This is a genomic window from Bradyrhizobium sp. LCT2 (assembly GCF_009931255.1).
Taxonomy (GTDB): domain Bacteria; phylum Pseudomonadota; class Alphaproteobacteria; order Rhizobiales; family Xanthobacteraceae; genus Bradyrhizobium; species Bradyrhizobium diazoefficiens.
Map to the genome: position 1 here is coordinate 5,520,921 of NZ_CP034432.1, position 14,309 is coordinate 5,535,229.

20 protein-coding genes are annotated in these 14,309 nt (G+C 65.9%); 7 read left to right on the forward strand and 13 right to left on the reverse strand.

The features are described from left to right. Nucleotides 1–164: 164 nt before the first annotated feature. Nucleotides 165–749 carry a bifunctional transcriptional activator/DNA repair enzyme AdaA gene (locus EI171_RS26475; RefSeq protein WP_161535092.1) on the forward strand — a complete coding sequence of 195 codons (585 nt, stop codon included), beginning with the start codon at nucleotides 165–167 and terminating at the stop codon, nucleotides 747–749. On the opposite strand, the gene EI171_RS44945 is transcribed toward EI171_RS26475, so the two are convergent. The 4 genes from EI171_RS44945 to EI171_RS26490 all read right to left on the reverse strand — a co-directional run bounded on the left by EI171_RS44945 (nucleotide 716) and on the right by EI171_RS26490 (nucleotide 2,142). Then, nucleotides 716–862, reverse strand: coding sequence for a hypothetical protein (locus EI171_RS44945; protein ID WP_202633018.1), 147 nt, complete (start codon nucleotides 860–862; stop codon nucleotides 716–718). The two genes, EI171_RS26475 and EI171_RS44945, sit on opposite strands and share 34 nt — an antisense overlap. 328 nt (nucleotides 863–1,190) lie before the next feature. Continuing rightward, entirely contained in the window at nucleotides 1,191–1,439 is a 249-nt protein-coding gene (locus tag EI171_RS26480; protein WP_161535093.1) for a hypothetical protein, read from the reverse strand. A 171-nt stretch (nucleotides 1,440–1,610) separates the two neighbouring features. After that, on the reverse strand, nucleotides 1,611–1,814 hold the full coding sequence (locus EI171_RS26485; protein ID WP_028171201.1) for a hypothetical protein: 204 nt from the start codon (nucleotides 1,812–1,814) through the stop codon (nucleotides 1,611–1,613). 163 nt (nucleotides 1,815–1,977) lie between these two features. Further along, nucleotides 1,978–2,142, reverse strand: a complete 165-nt coding sequence (locus EI171_RS26490; protein WP_202633019.1) for a Flp family type IVb pilin — start codon at nucleotides 2,140–2,142, stop codon at nucleotides 1,978–1,980. A 330-nt stretch (nucleotides 2,143–2,472) separates the two neighbouring features. On the opposite strand from EI171_RS26490, the gene EI171_RS26495 reads away from it, so the two are divergent. Continuing rightward, nucleotides 2,473–3,762, forward strand: coding sequence for a hypothetical protein (locus EI171_RS26495; RefSeq protein WP_161535095.1), 1,290 nt, complete (start codon nucleotides 2,473–2,475; stop codon nucleotides 3,760–3,762). 4 nt (nucleotides 3,763–3,766) lie between these two features. Here the strand turns inward: EI171_RS26495 and pdxY are convergent, their stop codons facing one another. From pdxY to EI171_RS26510, 3 genes are all read right to left on the reverse strand, one after another. Then, complete coding sequence (gene pdxY / locus EI171_RS26500) at nucleotides 3,767–4,579, reverse strand: pyridoxal kinase (protein ID WP_161535096.1); 813 nt, start codon at nucleotides 4,577–4,579, stop codon at nucleotides 3,767–3,769. Between the two features lie 135 nt (nucleotides 4,580–4,714). Further along, nucleotides 4,715–5,356: an FMN-binding negative transcriptional regulator gene (locus tag EI171_RS26505; protein WP_161535097.1), complete on the reverse strand. Its 642-nt coding sequence runs from the start codon at nucleotides 5,354–5,356 to the stop codon at nucleotides 4,715–4,717. A gap of 92 nt (nucleotides 5,357–5,448) precedes the next feature. Beyond that, nucleotides 5,449–6,093 (reverse strand): TetR family transcriptional regulator, encoded by a 645-nt coding sequence (locus EI171_RS26510; RefSeq protein ID WP_161535098.1) that lies wholly within the window; start codon nucleotides 6,091–6,093, stop codon nucleotides 5,449–5,451. 97 nt (nucleotides 6,094–6,190) lie between these two features. On the opposite strand from EI171_RS26510, the gene EI171_RS26515 reads away from it, so the two are divergent. From EI171_RS26515 to EI171_RS26525, 3 genes are all read left to right on the forward strand, one after another. Beyond that, nucleotides 6,191–6,856, forward strand: coding sequence for an O-methyltransferase (locus EI171_RS26515; protein ID WP_161535099.1), 666 nt, complete (start codon nucleotides 6,191–6,193; stop codon nucleotides 6,854–6,856). A gap of 214 nt (nucleotides 6,857–7,070) precedes the next feature. Continuing rightward, the gene (locus tag EI171_RS26520) at nucleotides 7,071–7,415 is read left to right on the forward strand and encodes a multidrug efflux SMR transporter (protein WP_011087001.1); all 345 of its coding nucleotides are present in this window, start codon (nucleotides 7,071–7,073) and stop codon (nucleotides 7,413–7,415) included. Next, entirely contained in the window at nucleotides 7,415–7,984 is a 570-nt protein-coding gene (locus tag EI171_RS26525) for a TetR/AcrR family transcriptional regulator (RefSeq protein ID WP_028171195.1), read from the forward strand. The genes EI171_RS26520 and EI171_RS26525 overlap by 1 nt, the downstream gene beginning before the upstream one ends. 21 nt (nucleotides 7,985–8,005) lie before the next feature. Here EI171_RS26525 and EI171_RS26530 read toward each other — a convergent pair whose 3' ends face one another. The 5 genes from EI171_RS26530 to EI171_RS26545 all read right to left on the reverse strand — a co-directional run bounded on the left by EI171_RS26530 (nucleotide 8,006) and on the right by EI171_RS26545 (nucleotide 12,306). Then, nucleotides 8,006–8,326, reverse strand: a complete 321-nt coding sequence (locus EI171_RS26530) for a hypothetical protein (RefSeq protein WP_161535100.1) — start codon at nucleotides 8,324–8,326, stop codon at nucleotides 8,006–8,008. Between the two features lie 72 nt (nucleotides 8,327–8,398). Beyond that, entirely contained in the window at nucleotides 8,399–8,578 is a 180-nt protein-coding gene (locus tag EI171_RS44950; protein ID WP_028171193.1) for a hypothetical protein, read from the reverse strand. Between the two features lie 217 nt (nucleotides 8,579–8,795). After that, on the reverse strand, nucleotides 8,796–9,074 hold the full coding sequence (locus EI171_RS26535) for a hypothetical protein (RefSeq protein ID WP_028171192.1): 279 nt from the start codon (nucleotides 9,072–9,074) through the stop codon (nucleotides 8,796–8,798). 162 nt (nucleotides 9,075–9,236) lie between these two features. Further along, nucleotides 9,237–10,238 carry an SH3 domain-containing protein gene (locus EI171_RS26540; protein ID WP_161535101.1) on the reverse strand — a complete coding sequence of 334 codons (1,002 nt, stop codon included), beginning with the start codon at nucleotides 10,236–10,238 and terminating at the stop codon, nucleotides 9,237–9,239. Between the two features lie 145 nt (nucleotides 10,239–10,383). Next, entirely contained in the window at nucleotides 10,384–12,306 is a 1,923-nt protein-coding gene (locus EI171_RS26545; RefSeq protein WP_161535102.1) for an FAD-binding monooxygenase, read from the reverse strand. 103 nt (nucleotides 12,307–12,409) lie between these two features. On the opposite strand from EI171_RS26545, the gene EI171_RS26550 reads away from it, so the two are divergent. Both EI171_RS26550 and EI171_RS26555 read left to right on the forward strand, forming a co-directional pair. After that, nucleotides 12,410–12,874: a MarR family winged helix-turn-helix transcriptional regulator gene (locus EI171_RS26550; protein ID WP_011086994.1), complete on the forward strand. Its 465-nt coding sequence runs from the start codon at nucleotides 12,410–12,412 to the stop codon at nucleotides 12,872–12,874. 119 nt (nucleotides 12,875–12,993) lie between these two features. Further along, on the forward strand, nucleotides 12,994–13,428 hold the full coding sequence (locus tag EI171_RS26555) for a hypothetical protein (protein ID WP_028171189.1): 435 nt from the start codon (nucleotides 12,994–12,996) through the stop codon (nucleotides 13,426–13,428). A 30-nt stretch (nucleotides 13,429–13,458) separates the two neighbouring features. Here EI171_RS26555 and EI171_RS26560 read toward each other — a convergent pair whose 3' ends face one another. Next, complete coding sequence (locus EI171_RS26560) at nucleotides 13,459–14,112, reverse strand: L,D-transpeptidase (RefSeq protein WP_161535103.1); 654 nt, start codon at nucleotides 14,110–14,112, stop codon at nucleotides 13,459–13,461. Nucleotides 14,113–14,309 lie beyond the last annotated feature (197 nt).

Consider the following 14,309-nt stretch of genomic DNA (forward strand, 5'->3'; position numbering starts at 1 on the left):
CAGGCGTTCAGGACGACGTCTTTCGGGCAGGTCACGGCGGGCTCTCCGGCTGCATTGAATTGAGAGCCGCCTTCTAGGCCGCCATGCGCGTTGCGGCTCGCCACAATCGGACTCGGTCATCCCGCGGCCCTTCCGCCCGCACGGGCTTGCGCTATCATTCGGCCATGCTGAGCTTTGCGACCTGCGACGCCGCGCGCCTGCGCCGCGATCCCCGCTATGATGGCCGCTTCTTCACGGCGGTGAAGACCACGGGCGTCTATTGCCGCCCGGTCTGCCCGGCCAAGCAGCCGCTGACGCGCAACGTCGCCTATTATCCGACGGCAGCCGCAGCCGAGGCCGCGGGTTTCCGGCCCTGCCTGCGCTGTCGTCCCGAGACCGCACCGTTCTGCCCGGCCTGGAACGGCACGCGCTCGACGGTCACGCGGGCGGTGAAGCTCATCAATGAGGGCGCGCTCGACGAGGCTTCCGTGGTGACGCTTGCGATGCGGCTCGGCATCTCCTCGCGTCATCTGGCGCGGCTGTTCGAGCGCCACGTCGGCGCAACGCCACAGCAGCTTGCCAGGACGCTGCGCGTCCAGCGCGCAAAACGCCTGCTCGATGTCGGCGGTCACACCATGACCGACATCGCGTTCCTGGCCGGTTTCGGCAGCCTGCGCCGCTTCAACGCCGCGTTCGCCGAGCTCTACGGCCGCTCGCCGTCAAGTTTGCGCGACTATCAGAAAAACCCGGGGCTGAGATCGAGGCCGTAGGTCAGGCTCAGCACGAACACGAACAACGCGGCGGCCGCGGACAGCGCAAGATGCCTGATGATGAACTCACGCGGCGAGGTGCTGGCAACAACGGCTTTTTGCGCAACGGGCATGAAACGGCCTCCAGTATGATTCCAGAATTGGCCGCTCAATATGCGGCGCGCGCATCAGGCGCCGTGATCTCCGAAACAAGTATTAAGGAGATCACACTCGTCTTGAACCGCCGTACACAACGAAGCCATCGCGCGATTCTTTTTCGGCGCCGGCTTCTCGATCCGCGCACGCACGACGAAAACGCGCTGGTCCCGCCCGCAAAGAAAAACCGCGCTCCTGCAGGAGCGCGGTTCCAACGTGACGCGGAAAATTCTGAAACCCGACGGTTGCGAATTCATGCACGCGACAGCGGCACGATGCGCACGCACCGTGCCTGTCGCATGAAGCTCAGCGGGCGCTGCCCACGGTCGCGGTCTTCAGCTTGCGCGGCGACAGAACGCTGGCCTGAAGCGCCGTCACGCTGGCGGCGGGCGCCGAGGCCTGCTGCTCGACATGCGCGGCACCGAGCACGCGAACCTGCAACGGGGAGACCGGGAAACCGTTGGCCTCATAGGCCGGCAGCTCGGCGGCGAAGGTGGCAGTCGAGCCCGCGATCGTGAGGGCGGCGACTGCGATCGACAGAGTCTTCTTGTTCATTGATGATGCTCCAGGAGGAAGTTTCGGAGCACATCTAAACCTGATTTGCTGCATTGCGACATGCGCCGCTGCATTGCAACAACGCGCTTGGCGCATGGCGATATGTTTAATGCGCACAAGGCCTTGGCCGAATCCCCGCCGGCCGCGACATGACGCCTTTATAGGCGCTGCTCAGCCACCGAGCACATTGCCCCAGCCGTCGAAGACATAGGCCTTCCAGGCCACGGTTCCATCGTCGCGCGGCCGGCTGGCCCGCCGATAATCATCCGCCTGTTCGGCGGTCCAGGTGATGATCCTGTCGGAGAGAAGATCGTGCAGGATGGCGGGCTCGGTGGGGTCGAAGGCGTCCATGGGACGAAGTGAGGAATGCGTCATGGCCGCACCAACGCGCAAGCCGCCGCAAGGTTGCAGCGAAAACACCGCGTCCAGACGATGCGCACAGACAAGCCTACCCGGCCCTGTCAGAGGGGGCGCATCATGATCGTCACGAAGCGCGGGCCGGACGCCGCACGCCTCGCGCGTCAGCATGACGAATAACTTATTTCAACGCGGTCGCCAGCGCTTGCAGCTTCGCAACGAGATTGGTGCCGAGCGCGTAGATGATCTCGATGATCGCAAGCGCGATCCCCGCTGCGATCAGGCCGTATTCGATCGCGGTGGCGCCGGATTCATCGGCGGCAAAGTCGGCCAACAGGCATTTCAATTTCAAAACTCGTGTCCTTCCCAACGAATACCGGACGTTACCGGTGCGAGAGGAATGCCAGACCGCAATCCAAGATTGAGTGAATTCAGCCGGCTCAATTTGACGACAATGAAAGCAGCATTTGCAGGCCATTTCCCGCTCCAAAGCCCCACGAAGCCGCAATGGAACTCGCGTTGCATCTTCGCAACACCCGCCGGAAAAGCCCGTTTTCAGCCATTTGCGCCATTGCGCCGCCACACCGTCCTCCGAACAATCGACGCGCTGCGTGCCTTTCTGTGCAAGACTGTTCGACGAGACGCGTTCGAACAGAACCGTTTGGAGGCAGGGATCATGGACGATCGGCGGTCTCTTCTGGTGGCAGTCGCATGCCCCTCGGCCGTCATGGCCGGCTGGCTGGCGCTCTCTCTGTCCGCCTATGCCCCTGCCCTCATCGAGAACAGCGGCGCCAATGCAGCCACCGTCTCACGCGCAAAGGATCTCGGCCGCCTCGACCTCGCCGACGTCCCGCGCGCTGCGACCATCGAAGATGGCATCGCCCTGACCGCCGACATCGCCGCAGCGGTGGCTCAAGCCCCCGAGCCGGCAAGCGCTGAAGCAGCAGTGCTCGAAGTGCCCGCCCCCGCCATCAAGCTCGCCTCGGCCGATCCCGCGCTGATCTTGCCGAGCACGCCGCCCGCGCCGGAGATCTTGCCCGAGCCGGCGCCCGTCGTCAGCGAGGCCGTACCGGTGCAGGAGCCCGTCAAGCTCGCATCCGCCGATCCCACCGAGATCGTGGCGACCGACGCGCTGTCGCCCGCGGCGATCGCGACCGGGCCAGCCGCAACCGAGAGCAAGGCCTCGCCGTCCGCCGACACCGTCGCCGTGCTCGACGAATGCTTCGTGATGGATGCGTGCATCGACCGCTATCTCTGGGCGCTCTACCAGCGCACCCCCAAGGAGGATTCAATCAAGGTCGAGGAGCGCCGCGCCGTCACCGTCAAGCGCAGGGGCAAGATGGTCACGGTGATGCGCAGCTTCACGAAGCTGGTCGACGAGGACTTCGGCTGGAAGGATCCGAAGGCGGCCGAGCACGCCGGCATGTCGATGATGGATTACGTCATCGGCGGCATGGACAAGAGTTTTAAGCGGAAGCTGTTCCGCACGCTGCTCGCGGCGGAAGCCGCCGGCCTCTCGCCGGGCATCACCAGCGCGTTCCGCGACGACTATCGCCAGTCGATCGCGAGCGGCCTGAAGGCCGCCTCCGACCGCTCCTATCACGGCGGCAGCACGCGCGGCGGCTACGGCCACGGCATGGCCGCCGACATCGTCTCGACCGCCGGCAACAACCGCGCGCAGCGCTGGGTCTCGACCGAGGTGCTGTGGAAATGGGTCGATGCCAACGGCAAGGCGCTCGGCATCGGCAGGCCCTATCTCGGCCGCGATCCGCCACATGTCGGCCCGATCGACGGCGCGGAATATGTCTCAAAGCGTGGCTCGGCGGACCGCAGGGAAGCCGCCAACGCCAGGCCGAAGAAGATGCGGGCCATGGCCAGCGCCAAGCCGCCAAAGGCACAGGCCGCGCGCGAGCAGAAGGCGAAGCCGCAGAAGTCGGCGCAATCGACCGGCAAGCGGGCGACCTGAACCGTTACGGCGTCCGCGTCGGCAGCGGCACGAGACGCATCTCGGCTGATCCCGCCTCCTGCGTGCGCACCAGCACGGCAAAGATGGTCTCGACCGCGAGCCGCACCGCCGCCTCCATCGCCTTGCCTTTGGCGAGATGCGCGGCGATCAGGCCGGTGAGGAGATCGCCGGTGCCATAGGGGCGGATCGGCAGGCGCGGCGTCGCAAAGCGCGACAATTGCCCGTCGGCGCAGAGGATCGTCTCCACCTGCCCGTCCGGCGTATCCGCGAGTGTGCAGCCGGTGGCGACGACGTCGATGCGGCCGGTCCCCGCCAGCGCCACGCACGCCGCGCGCAAGTCCTGCGCGTCCGCGATCGTGATGCCCGAGAGCAGCTCGAGCTCGAACTGGTTCGGCGTGGTCAGGTTCGCCGCCGGCAGCAGGCGGTGCCGCACCACGTCCAGAATGCCGTCGGCGACATAGACGCGGCCGTCATCCCCGATCACTGGATCGCAGAGATAGACGAGCTTGGAATTGCGGTTCAAGGCGCGCTCGACGAAATCGGCGACAACGGCGGCATTGCCGGGCGAACCGAGATAGCCGGTGACGAGCACCGCGGCCTCGTCGACGAGATCGCGCTCCTCCACGCCTTTCAGGAGATCGGCGACGAGCTCGGTCTCCAGCACCCGCCCGCGCAGGCTCGGATAGCGTGGATGGTTCGACAGCAACGTCGTCGGCACCGCCGCGACGTTCACGCCCTCCGCCTGCATGGCATAGGCGGCCGCGCTGTTGCCGACATGGCCGTGGACCACCTGGCTTTGAATGGAGATGACGAGCATAGGGCGGTCCGTAAGGTCAAATGCCGAGCGAGGCAAGGGTAGCAAGCGCAGCCCGGATGGAGCGCAGCGTAACCCGGGACTGGCGCCGCGCGGTTAGCCCCCCGGATTTCGCTGCACTCCATCCGGGCGACAAGTCTAGGGCCTCTCATACCCAAGCTCCGGCCGCAGCGCCTGCATCTTCCGCGCCAGCCGCCGGTGCCCGGTCTCCTCCGACCTCGCCAGCCGGTTGGCGACCGCGACATGGTCCGCATCGCTCTTGTGCTGGTTGAGCTTGGCCTGCCCCTCGATTTGGTCCACCACGAGATCGATGACGCGGATCGCAGCCAACATGCTCTCGCGCTTGTCCGGCTCCATCTGCGCGAGGTCCCAGGGCTGCTTCGGCAACCGCGCCTCGGCGACCGCGAGCAGCGCATCGCCGTGCCCGCGGTTCTCGTCGAGCCCGCGCAGATGCGCCACGCCCGACAGGTGCACCGCCTCGTAGAGCCAGGTCGAGACGTTGTCGCGCGAGGAATACCAGTCGTTGGAGATGTAGGCATCGTCGCCGGCAACGATCAGCAGGAAACGCCTGGTACCGTCCGCGAGCGGCACGAGCGGATTCTTTGCGGTGAGATGCATCTGCACGATGACTTGCCCGTCGCGCTGATCCAGCACGAACGGCACGTGCGAGGCGCGCGGGCCGCGCTCATCCGCCGCAACGATCACGCCGAAGCCGCGCTGCCCAGCGAATTCCAGCGCGCGCTGCTCCTCGATGCGGAATTGGGGACGGAGGACATGCATGGCGCGGCGCTCGATGGCTGGACGAAAGATGTTGCGAGGCTACCTCATCATCCGGCGAAATCCGAAACGATATTGGGGTGCAAACGCGGATGTCAGGAATGATCTCGGCGCCGTGCCAGCTCGCCGAGATAGGCGCAGAACATGTCGGCGAGCCCCTCGGCATGGCGCGCGATCTCCGCCGCGCTGCGCGGCGTCTCCGAGAAGCGCTTGCCGACCTCGCTCAGCGTCGTCGTGATCAGTTCGCCGGCGAGAGCGCGCGTCGCATCCGATGTCTTGGGCAGCGCCTCCCGCATGAAGGCCGCGACGATGCCCTTGCCGGCGGCCCGCGCATCGTGTGCCTCGGGCGCATCGCGATAGAGCGGCGCGGCGTCGCTGAGCGCCGTGCGGATCGCAGCCTCCTCGCACTCGGAGCGAATGAAAGCGTGGACCAGCGCGCGCAGCCGCGCCGATGGCGGCTTCGTCCGGTCGGCGAGGATGCCGCGCAAGAGCTCGCTCGTGCGTTGCCACTCGTCGCTCTGGAGGCGGAACAGGATCGCCGCCTTGTTCGGAAAATATTGATAGAGCGATCCGACGCTCACCCCGGCCCGCTCGGCCACCCGCGCCGTCGTGAAACGCTGCGCGCCCTCCTTCGCCAGGACCTGAACAGCCGCATCCAGAATGGCCGCCACAAGCCCCGTGGAGCGGGCCTGTTGCGGCTGCTTTCGCGAGGAAATTGAACGGCTTCGACGATCGGCCATGGCGCGCCTGGGGAATGCGAATAGGAAATGCGACGAATTAGTCGTATTTCAGTCTTCGCGCAAGCACGCGCTTCTTCGCGAACCCTGGAGGCAACGAATGACCACCCCAACCATCACATCGCTTGCGCCGCTGCTGGACCGCCTGTTCCTCGAGGCCGAGGCAACACGGGGCGCAACGCTCGCAGCCGTCGCCGATTTGTCCGACGCCGACCGGGCGCGGATGATGCGAAGCAAGACCGATTACGCCGACCTCTACGGACGCCTGAAGGACGTCCCGCTCGCGGTCTCCCGCGAGACCGGCGCCCTGCTCTACATGCTGGCGCGCAGCTCCCGCGCCAGAACGATCGTCGAGTTCGGCACCTCCTTCGGCATCTCGACCCTGCACCTCGCCGCGGGCCTGCGCGACAATGGCGGCGGCCGTCTCATCACCAGCGAGTTCGAGCCGTCCAAGGCAGCGCGGGCACGCGACAACCTCTCGGCCGGCGGGCTGCTCGATCTCGTCGAAATCCGCGAAGGGGATGCGCTGAAGACGCTCAAGGCCGATCTCCCTGACACGATCGATCTCGTGCTGCTCGACGGCGCCAAGGCGCTCTACCCTGAGATCCTGGATCTGGTCGAACGCCATCTCAAGCCGGGCGCGATCATCGTCGCCGACAATGCCGACGACAGCCCCGACTATCTCGCGCGCGTGCGCATGCCCGGCAGCGGCTACATCTCCACGGCCTTTGCCGAGGATGTCGAACTCTCGGTGCGGATCAACTGACGCCACGTCGAGGCGCCGCGATGCCATGGAGCCGCTGCGCGATTCATCGCGCGGCGGCTTCGCGTTATCGGCGACAGACCGCGGAACATCACGTCCGCGTCCGTGTCGCACCCTCGTCACTCACATGTGATAGCAGCTACCGGCAAGAGCCATGTTCCACGTGCTAAACATACCTACCGCGCGGTATCTTTCCTGCGCTACGCCCGAGCCCGCCATGACCTCCGCCTTCAATGCCTACACCGCGCTTGCCCTCGCCATCGTCTCCGAGGTCATCGCGTCCGCCTTCCTGCAGCAATCCGCACAGTTCACGCGGCCGTGGCCGACGCTCGCCATGGTCCTGTTCTACGTCGCCTCGTTCTACGCGCTGTCGGTCGCGATCCGGGTGATCCCCCTGAGCATCGCCTATGCGATCTGGGGCGGGGTCGGCATCATCCTGACCGCCACCGTCTCCTTCGTGCTGTTCCGCCAGATGCTCGACGCCGCGGCGTTCGTCGGCATCGGGTTGATCGTATCCGGCGTCGTCATCATCAACCTGTTCTCGGAGACGACGGTGCACTGATGCCGGCCAGCGCCTATAGCCGCGCCAAGCAGCCCGAGCAGGTGCGGCGCGCCCTGCTCGACCACGCTGCGGCCATTGCCACGGACCATGGCGTCTCCGGCATCACGGTGCAGGCCGTGGCGGCGGCGGCCGGCGTCACCAAGGGCGGCCTGTTTCATCACTTCGGCAGCAAGCAGGCGCTGATCGAGGGCCTGTTCGCCGATCTGCTCGCCCGCGTCGATGCCGAGATTGACGCCGCAATCGAAGCCGATCCCAAGCCGCGCGGCAGCTTTACCCGCGCCTATGTCAATGCGGTGTTCATCGGCAAGGCGTTCGGCTTCACCACGCCCTGGGCGGCGCTGAGCATGGTGGTCGTCACCGATCCGTCACTGCGCCGGCTCTGGAACGACTGGATGAAGGCACGCCTGAAGCGGCATCGCGCGACCGACGGCACGCCGGAGCTCCATGTCGTGCGCCTCGCCGCCGACGGCGCCTGGCTGTCCTATGTCACGACCGGACAGACGCGCATGAACGCCGAGCTGCGCGCCGTGCACGGCCGGCTGATCGCGCAGACCTATCGGCGCGGATAGCGACCTTTTTGTCGGCGCTGGCTACTGGCTTGTCACTGGCTTGGGCGGACGCGGCGCGGATCGGGAGGATTTTGCGCCGGGCTTGGCCGCGGCTCGCGGTGGCGGCGCATCGACGGACTCCAGATACGCGGCGAGCGCCTTGGCGGAGTCAGAGCTGGTCGCGTAGTGGTCCTTCAGGAACCATGACAGCGTCAGGCTGAAGCGCCCCTTGGCAAGACCGCGCGGGCTCCGGTGGCAGATCGCGCAACCATCGGCAAACAGCTTTTCGGCCGACTTGCCGGCATCGAGATTTTGAGCGGATGCGACCGTCGCCGTCAGTGCGGCGGCGGCTGCGAGAATCATCAGGGGCGCGATCAGGTCGCGCCCTGGCCGAAAGTGCGAAGTCAAATGTCGTCCCCTAGCCCCGTCTTGCGGTCACGCCGCCAGCAATTGATCGAATTCGGGCGGCGCGTAGGCCTTGCCGTCCTGGTCGGTGATGACGACCCGCCATCCCTCGCTCGCCCACACCCTTGCCTTCGCCACGATGAGCAGGCGGCTCTCGCGGGCGAAACTGTACTTCTCGTTGTCGCGTTCTGCGATCATTTTGTAGGCCAATGCGTGTCCCCTTGCGTTGCCGCTGCACCCGCTTCCTCGTGGCAGCGGGCTTTGGCGGCAATTCGCCGGGAGCGTGGCAATTTGGTGCCATCCGCAGGCAGCATCGCACCGGCGCACCCGCAGCCGGGTGACCGGATCGAACGCGTGCCGCGTTCGGCAGCTGGGGGCCGGCCCGTCACATCAGCAACGGAACCGATCGCGCCACCTCCGAACTCCGCTAATGGACGCGGATGATGTGCGGACGGCCGAGATCGATCAGCCCCTGCACCGCCGACAGGCGATCGTCCAGGGCCGCGATCGTAAGCAGCAGATTGTTGCGCCGTTCGTCGAGAAGACCCATCTCGGCGCCGGAGAGTTTGGCGTTCGCCCGCTGCTTGTGGATGCTTTCGAGCGACTCGCGCAGTGTGGCGATCAAGCCGGTCAACTGCTTGACCTCTTTCGTCATGGACCGCTTCGCGACATTTTGGCGGCGCGTCTCCGCTTGGCTCTGTCTCATCGTCATCCTCCCGTGCCCCGCTGCCCCGAGTGGATGCTTACAGCTTTGGGTAGACATATTACGATCGATGAAATCTGCCCGCGAAGAACTTTCTTAAATTGTACGCGCAGGGAACCCGACTAACAGAAAGCCCGGCGCGAGGGCCGGGCTTTCGCAATGACGTTAGTGCTTCTCGTGACCGCCACCGGGACCGCCGGCCGGCGCGCCACCACGCGGAGCGGCGTTGATGTGCTGAGCACCGCCGCCCGGATGCGGCATCGCAGGTGCTGCCGCGCGCGGCGCCGGCATCTGCGCATGGGCATTCATCGGCGCGCCATGGCTGACGTTCGGCTGCGCCACATGCGGCGTCGCGGGCCGGGCCGCAGGCGCGGCCGACACGCGCGGAGCTTCATGAGCACGCGCCATCGGCTGCGCACGCGTTACCGGCTGCGGCTGCGGCTGCGCACGCGTTGCGGCGCGGCTCGCCGCATGCTCGTGCATCATGCGCGCCTGCGCGTCGCGCGGGTTGCGGTTCTGCTGCACGGTCGTCCGCGCATTCACCAGGCGATCGCTTCGCCCGACGCGAGTCCGGTCGGCCGCAACCGCAGCGTCGCGCTTGGCGATGGCTGCGTCATGCCGTGCCGTCACGGCATCGCGTCCGGAGATCGCGGCGGCGCCCTTTGTATTCGCGCCATTGCGCCCCAGTGCGATCGCCGCATCGCGTGTCGCCGCACGGCCGATACGGGCCGCACTCGGATCAATCGTCATCCGCGTCGCGAAGCGCTCGTGCGAGCTCCAGTAACTATTCCAGTAGGCATGGCGGCGATACCAGGGCCGCCCCTGATAATAGCTCGACCAGTACGAGCTCAGCACGAAGGGCACGACGGGCACGTCGATCTCGTCGACATAGTCGGGGAGATAGACGTAGTGATTGCGGTAGAGATATTCGAGATATTGCGACGACACCCAGCCGCGATCGTCGGAGAAGCTCACGTCGCACCAGGCATTGCCGCGCAGGCAGCCATGGATGTTGACGCGGGCGCCCTCGGGGATGCGATCGACCACGGGGAATCCCGACCCCGGTCCGGCGCGCAAGCCGGTCGAGACGGTGACGATGCCCGGCGCGGCCAGCGCGGCCGTCGGGGCGAGTAGCAGTGCTGCAACCAAAATGCTTCTGAGTCTCATGGCGTATTCCTCCTCTGCGAGTCGGAACGCGCAGAAGGAACGAGCGTTCCTCCTAGAGCTGCCGCATCAGCCGAAAGATTGAATGCGCGCGGAGTTCAATATTCATCCGCCGTTCATCGGTACGACGAGCGCAACACGGCGAACGTCAATTCACCGGCAGCATGAACCCGTCGAAGTACGACGCGAGCCCGGCAAGATCGTCGAGCCGCAGCACGTTCGCGACGTATTGATCCGGCCGCACGACGACCATACAACCGGCCTTCCGATCGATGCCGCGCATCGCAAACACATCGTGACCGCTCTTGAAATCCGGACAGAACATCTTTTCGTAGTCAAGCAAACCGTAGCGGCCTTTGCGCGGCAGCAGCAGCGGTGGCATCGCCTCGATCGCAAGCTCGCGATGATCTTGCTGAAACACCGCGCGCAGATCGATCACGGCGTCGATGTCGGCGCCTCCCGGGGTATATCGTCTCACCGGCGATTCCCCTGCCTCGGTGAGAAAATTGCACAATGCACGAATGGCGGAGCCGGCCGCCGCCGGATTCTCCGCGCCGGAAAATGCATAGATGCGGAAGCGTCCGTCGGCCTGCGCCGCGTGGCCGAGATGAACGGGCTTTGCGTCCGCCAGCCGGATCACCGGCGCGGAATGGAAGCGCTTGCCGATCACGAGGCCTTCCGCAAGATGCTGATGGGACAAGGCCCCCGTGAGGACCGAGGGCGTGTAATGCGTCGCGGTGCCGGCCGTATAGCGGCCGTGCCGGACAAAATAGTCCTGCGTCATGGCGGCATCGGCGCCACCGGCCTTGGCCGCAGAGGCCAGAATCCCCGACCATTCGCGGTCGAAGTCGATCAGCTCTTTCGCGACGGCCTGGCGCTCCGCCGAATAGGAATGCAGCAGGCTTGGCGCACTTTGTTTGTGGAGCACGGCGGCGAGCTTCCAGCCGAGATTGAAGGCATCCTGCATCGAGACGTTCATACCCTGCCCCGCCTTCGGGCTGTGGGTATGGCAGGCATCGCCGGCGATGAAGATGCGCGGCAGGCGGGTCGCGGTCTCGGCTTCCGGCACGTCGTCGAACTTGTCGGTCAGGCGCTGGCCGATCTCGTAGACCGACCACCAGGCGATCTCCTTCACCTCCAGCGTATGCGGTTTCAGGATCCGCTGCGCCTTGGCGATCACGTCATCGGCGGTGATGTTGCGGCTGGCGACGCGCTCGCCGACGTCGAGCTTGGCGAGCTCGACATAGATGCGCACCATGTAGCCGCCTTCGCGCGGAATGATCAGCAGGCTGCCGTCCTTCGCCGACTGGATCAGGGCCTTGAAGCGGATGTCCGGAAAATCGGTCACCGCCAGCACGTCCATCACGCCCCAGGCGTGGTTGGCGGAATCGCCGTGCAGTTCGCGGCCGATCGACTTGCGCACGGTGCTGCGCGCGCCGTCGCAGCCGACGACATAGCGCGCCCTGATCGTCTCGACCTTGCCCTCGTTTTCGGCGTCGACGCGTTCGAGGCGCACGGTCACGGCATGGTCGGCAGGCCCCGCGGCCGGATCGACCTGGAGGTCGAGCAGGCGGCGGCTGTAATAGGGCTCGAGCTTGGCCGGCGATTTGCGCATGACGTCGAGAAAGCCGTCATGGATGCGCGCCTGGTTGAGGATAACGTGCGGGAATTCCGACAGCCCGTCCTCCACGTCCTGCACCCGGCCGCTGCGGACGATGGTCTCGGGCCGCCGTTCGTCCGGCTTCCAGAACGTCGTCTCGTTGACCCAATAGGCTTCCTTCAGCACGCGCTCGCTGAAGCCAAAAGCGTGGAACATCTCCATGGTGCGGCAGGCGACGCCGTCGGCCTGGCCGACCGACAGCCGGCCCGGCTTCTGCTCGACGATGCAGGTCTTGATGTCAGGAAATTGGGCAAGCTGGGCCGCGAGCGTCAGGCCTGCGGGCCCACAGCCGACGATGAGGACGTCGACCTCGTCGGGCACGCCGCCCGCGGCACCGGGGGCCTGAACGCGTTCAGCGGGATCGGCGATTTCAGGGTCGCCCGGCTGAAATCCATTGAGATGGAATTGCATGAGCACCTCTCCCGTCAACGTCTTCTTCGATATTGCTCAGTATGCTGACTATCAGTATACTTGTCAACGGATCCCGCCCTCCCTGTGACCTCAGGAGAATTCGGTGAAAGACAACAACGACATGCCCGGTCATCTGGCGCGCCGCTTCCAGCAGATCGCGGTCGCGGTCTTCCTGGCCGAGGTCGGGGATGCCGGCTTCGACCTCACGCCGGTGCAATACGCCGCGCTCGCGACCATCAAGGCCAATCCGGGGCTCGATCAGGTGACGCTCGCAGGGTTGATCGCCTATGACCGCACCACCATCACCGGCGTGATCGATCGCCTCGTGCAGAAGGGGCTGGCGGAGCGCCGCGCCTCGAGCCGCGACCGCCGCGCCCGCGAGCTCGAGGTCACCGACGAGGGCCGGCGCACGCTGCGCAAGATCACGCCGGCGGTCGAGTCCGCACAGCGCATCATGCTGCGCGGCCTCAGCGCCAGGGAAGGCGAGGAGCTGATGCGTCTGATGCGCAAGGCGATCGCTGCCGGCAACGAGCTCAGCCGCGCCCCGCTCCGCGATGTGCAGGCCTAAGCCGCATTCATGCCCGTAATTGTCGCAGCGCCGCGAAACCAGGAACTAACCTTCGGCTGCTACCGTCGGCCCCATTCGGCGCTTAACGCGCGATTAACTTTGCCGTTCGGGAGTTTCGGATGTTCAGGTTCCTCATTGCGGCCGCGGCCATCGCGCTCTCGACCGGCCATGCGCTCGCAAACGGCCATGGCGGCGGCGATACCCCTCCTCCGCCCAAGCCCGAGGCGACGACCGCGCCGGCGAAGGTGGTCATCACCAAGCAGGGTCCCAAGCTCGTCGATCCCAAGGGCATGACGCTCTACTATTACGAGCGCGACACCACCGGCAAGACGTCGAACTGCAACGGTAAGTGCGCCGAAAGCTGGGTTCCGCTCGCCGCAACGGCCGACGCCAAGGCCGTCGGCGACTTCACCGTGATCAGCCGCAACGACGGCAGCAGGATGTGGGCATACCGCTATCGCCCCCTCTACACGTCACCCGCCGACAAGGCGCCGGGCGATGCCAACGGCAACGCCACAACGCTGCAATGGCGCATCGCACGGCCCGGGGAGTAGGGCCCGAGCGGCAGCGCCGTGACGCGCTGGTCACCCGCGCCAGCGCGTGCCCGTCTCGACCTGCGCGTTCTGCCCGGGCGGCAGCACCACGACCATCGAATTGAGCTTCACCCGGTCGTAGAGATCGATCACGTCCTCGTTGCGCATCCGGATACAGCCTGACGAGATCGCCTGCCCGATATATTCGGGCTGGTTGGTACCGTGGATGCGGTAGAGCGTGTCCTTGTTGCCGACAAAGAGATAGATGCCGCGTGCGCCCAGCGGATTGGCGGGACCGCCGGCGACGCGCGCCGGATACGGCCCAAGCCGTGCCTGAATGTCCGCTGTCGGAACCCAATCGGGCCATTCCGCCAGGCGGCCGACGCGCGCGACGCCCGAGAAGGCCATGGCCTCCTCGCCGACCGCGACGCCGTAGCGGATCGCCTTGCCCTCGGGCAGCACGAAATAGAGGTAGCGCGCATCGGTATCGACCAGGATCGTGCCCGGCTGCTCCTTGCGCTGGTAATCGACGATATGACGGAGATATTGCTCGGGCACGTTCGCCTGAGCGTATGGCGTATGCGCGAGCAACTGCCGGTCGCGCGGCGTCATGCTCGCATTCGTGGATGGCGAAAGCGTCGTCTGCATGCAGCCGCCGAGCGGCAGCATGGCAACAACGAAAAGAGCGAGAACAGATCTTGGCACCGCCGGCCCCCCCGATAGCGGATAGCAGCACCCCCAGCAGCGTCAGATATTGCCCAAATCGTGCTGAAAACAAGGCAATGCGGAACACGTCCGCGTGTTTTTCCGGCGGAGTTCCATCACCACAAACGGCAGAAGACCGTCGCATGATCTCCATCCCCTCGCCTTGCTTTGGTCAAACCCGGCTGGACTCGTGCGTC

Coding starts and splice junctions, on each gene's coding strand:
- EI171_RS26495 (WP_161535095.1), top strand. CDS start 2,473: ATGGACGATCGGCGGTCTCTTCTGGTGGCAGTCGCATGCCCCTCGGCC.
- EI171_RS26475 (WP_161535092.1), top strand. CDS start 165: ATGCTGAGCTTTGCGACCTGCGACGCCGCGCGCCTGCGCCGCGATCCC.
- EI171_RS44945 (WP_202633018.1), bottom strand. CDS start 862: ATGCCCGTTGCGCAAAAAGCCGTTGTTGCCAGCACCTCGCCGCGTGAG.
- EI171_RS26480 (WP_161535093.1), bottom strand. CDS start 1,439: ATGAACAAGAAGACTCTGTCGATCGCAGTCGCCGCCCTCACGATCGCG.
- EI171_RS26485 (WP_028171201.1), bottom strand. CDS start 1,814: ATGACGCATTCCTCACTTCGTCCCATGGACGCCTTCGACCCCACCGAG.
- EI171_RS26555 (WP_028171189.1), top strand. CDS start 12,994: ATGTTCAGGTTCCTCATTGCGGCCGCGGCCATCGCGCTCTCGACCGGC.
- EI171_RS26515 (WP_161535099.1), top strand. CDS start 6,191: ATGACCACCCCAACCATCACATCGCTTGCGCCGCTGCTGGACCGCCTG.
- EI171_RS26505 (WP_161535097.1), bottom strand. CDS start 5,356: ATGCATGTCCTCCGTCCCCAATTCCGCATCGAGGAGCAGCGCGCGCTG.
- EI171_RS26545 (WP_161535102.1), bottom strand. CDS start 12,306: ATGCAATTCCATCTCAATGGATTTCAGCCGGGCGACCCTGAAATCGCC.
- EI171_RS26525 (WP_028171195.1), top strand. CDS start 7,415: ATGCCGGCCAGCGCCTATAGCCGCGCCAAGCAGCCCGAGCAGGTGCGG.
- EI171_RS26540 (WP_161535101.1), bottom strand. CDS start 10,238: ATGAGACTCAGAAGCATTTTGGTTGCAGCACTGCTACTCGCCCCGACG.
- pdxY (WP_161535096.1), bottom strand. CDS start 4,579: ATGCTCGTCATCTCCATTCAAAGCCAGGTGGTCCACGGCCATGTCGGC.
- EI171_RS26535 (WP_028171192.1), bottom strand. CDS start 9,074: ATGAGACAGAGCCAAGCGGAGACGCGCCGCCAAAATGTCGCGAAGCGG.
- EI171_RS26520 (WP_011087001.1), top strand. CDS start 7,071: ATGACCTCCGCCTTCAATGCCTACACCGCGCTTGCCCTCGCCATCGTC.
- EI171_RS26510 (WP_161535098.1), bottom strand. CDS start 6,093: ATGGCCGATCGTCGAAGCCGTTCAATTTCCTCGCGAAAGCAGCCGCAA.
- EI171_RS26530 (WP_161535100.1), bottom strand. CDS start 8,326: ATGATTCTCGCAGCCGCCGCCGCACTGACGGCGACGGTCGCATCCGCT.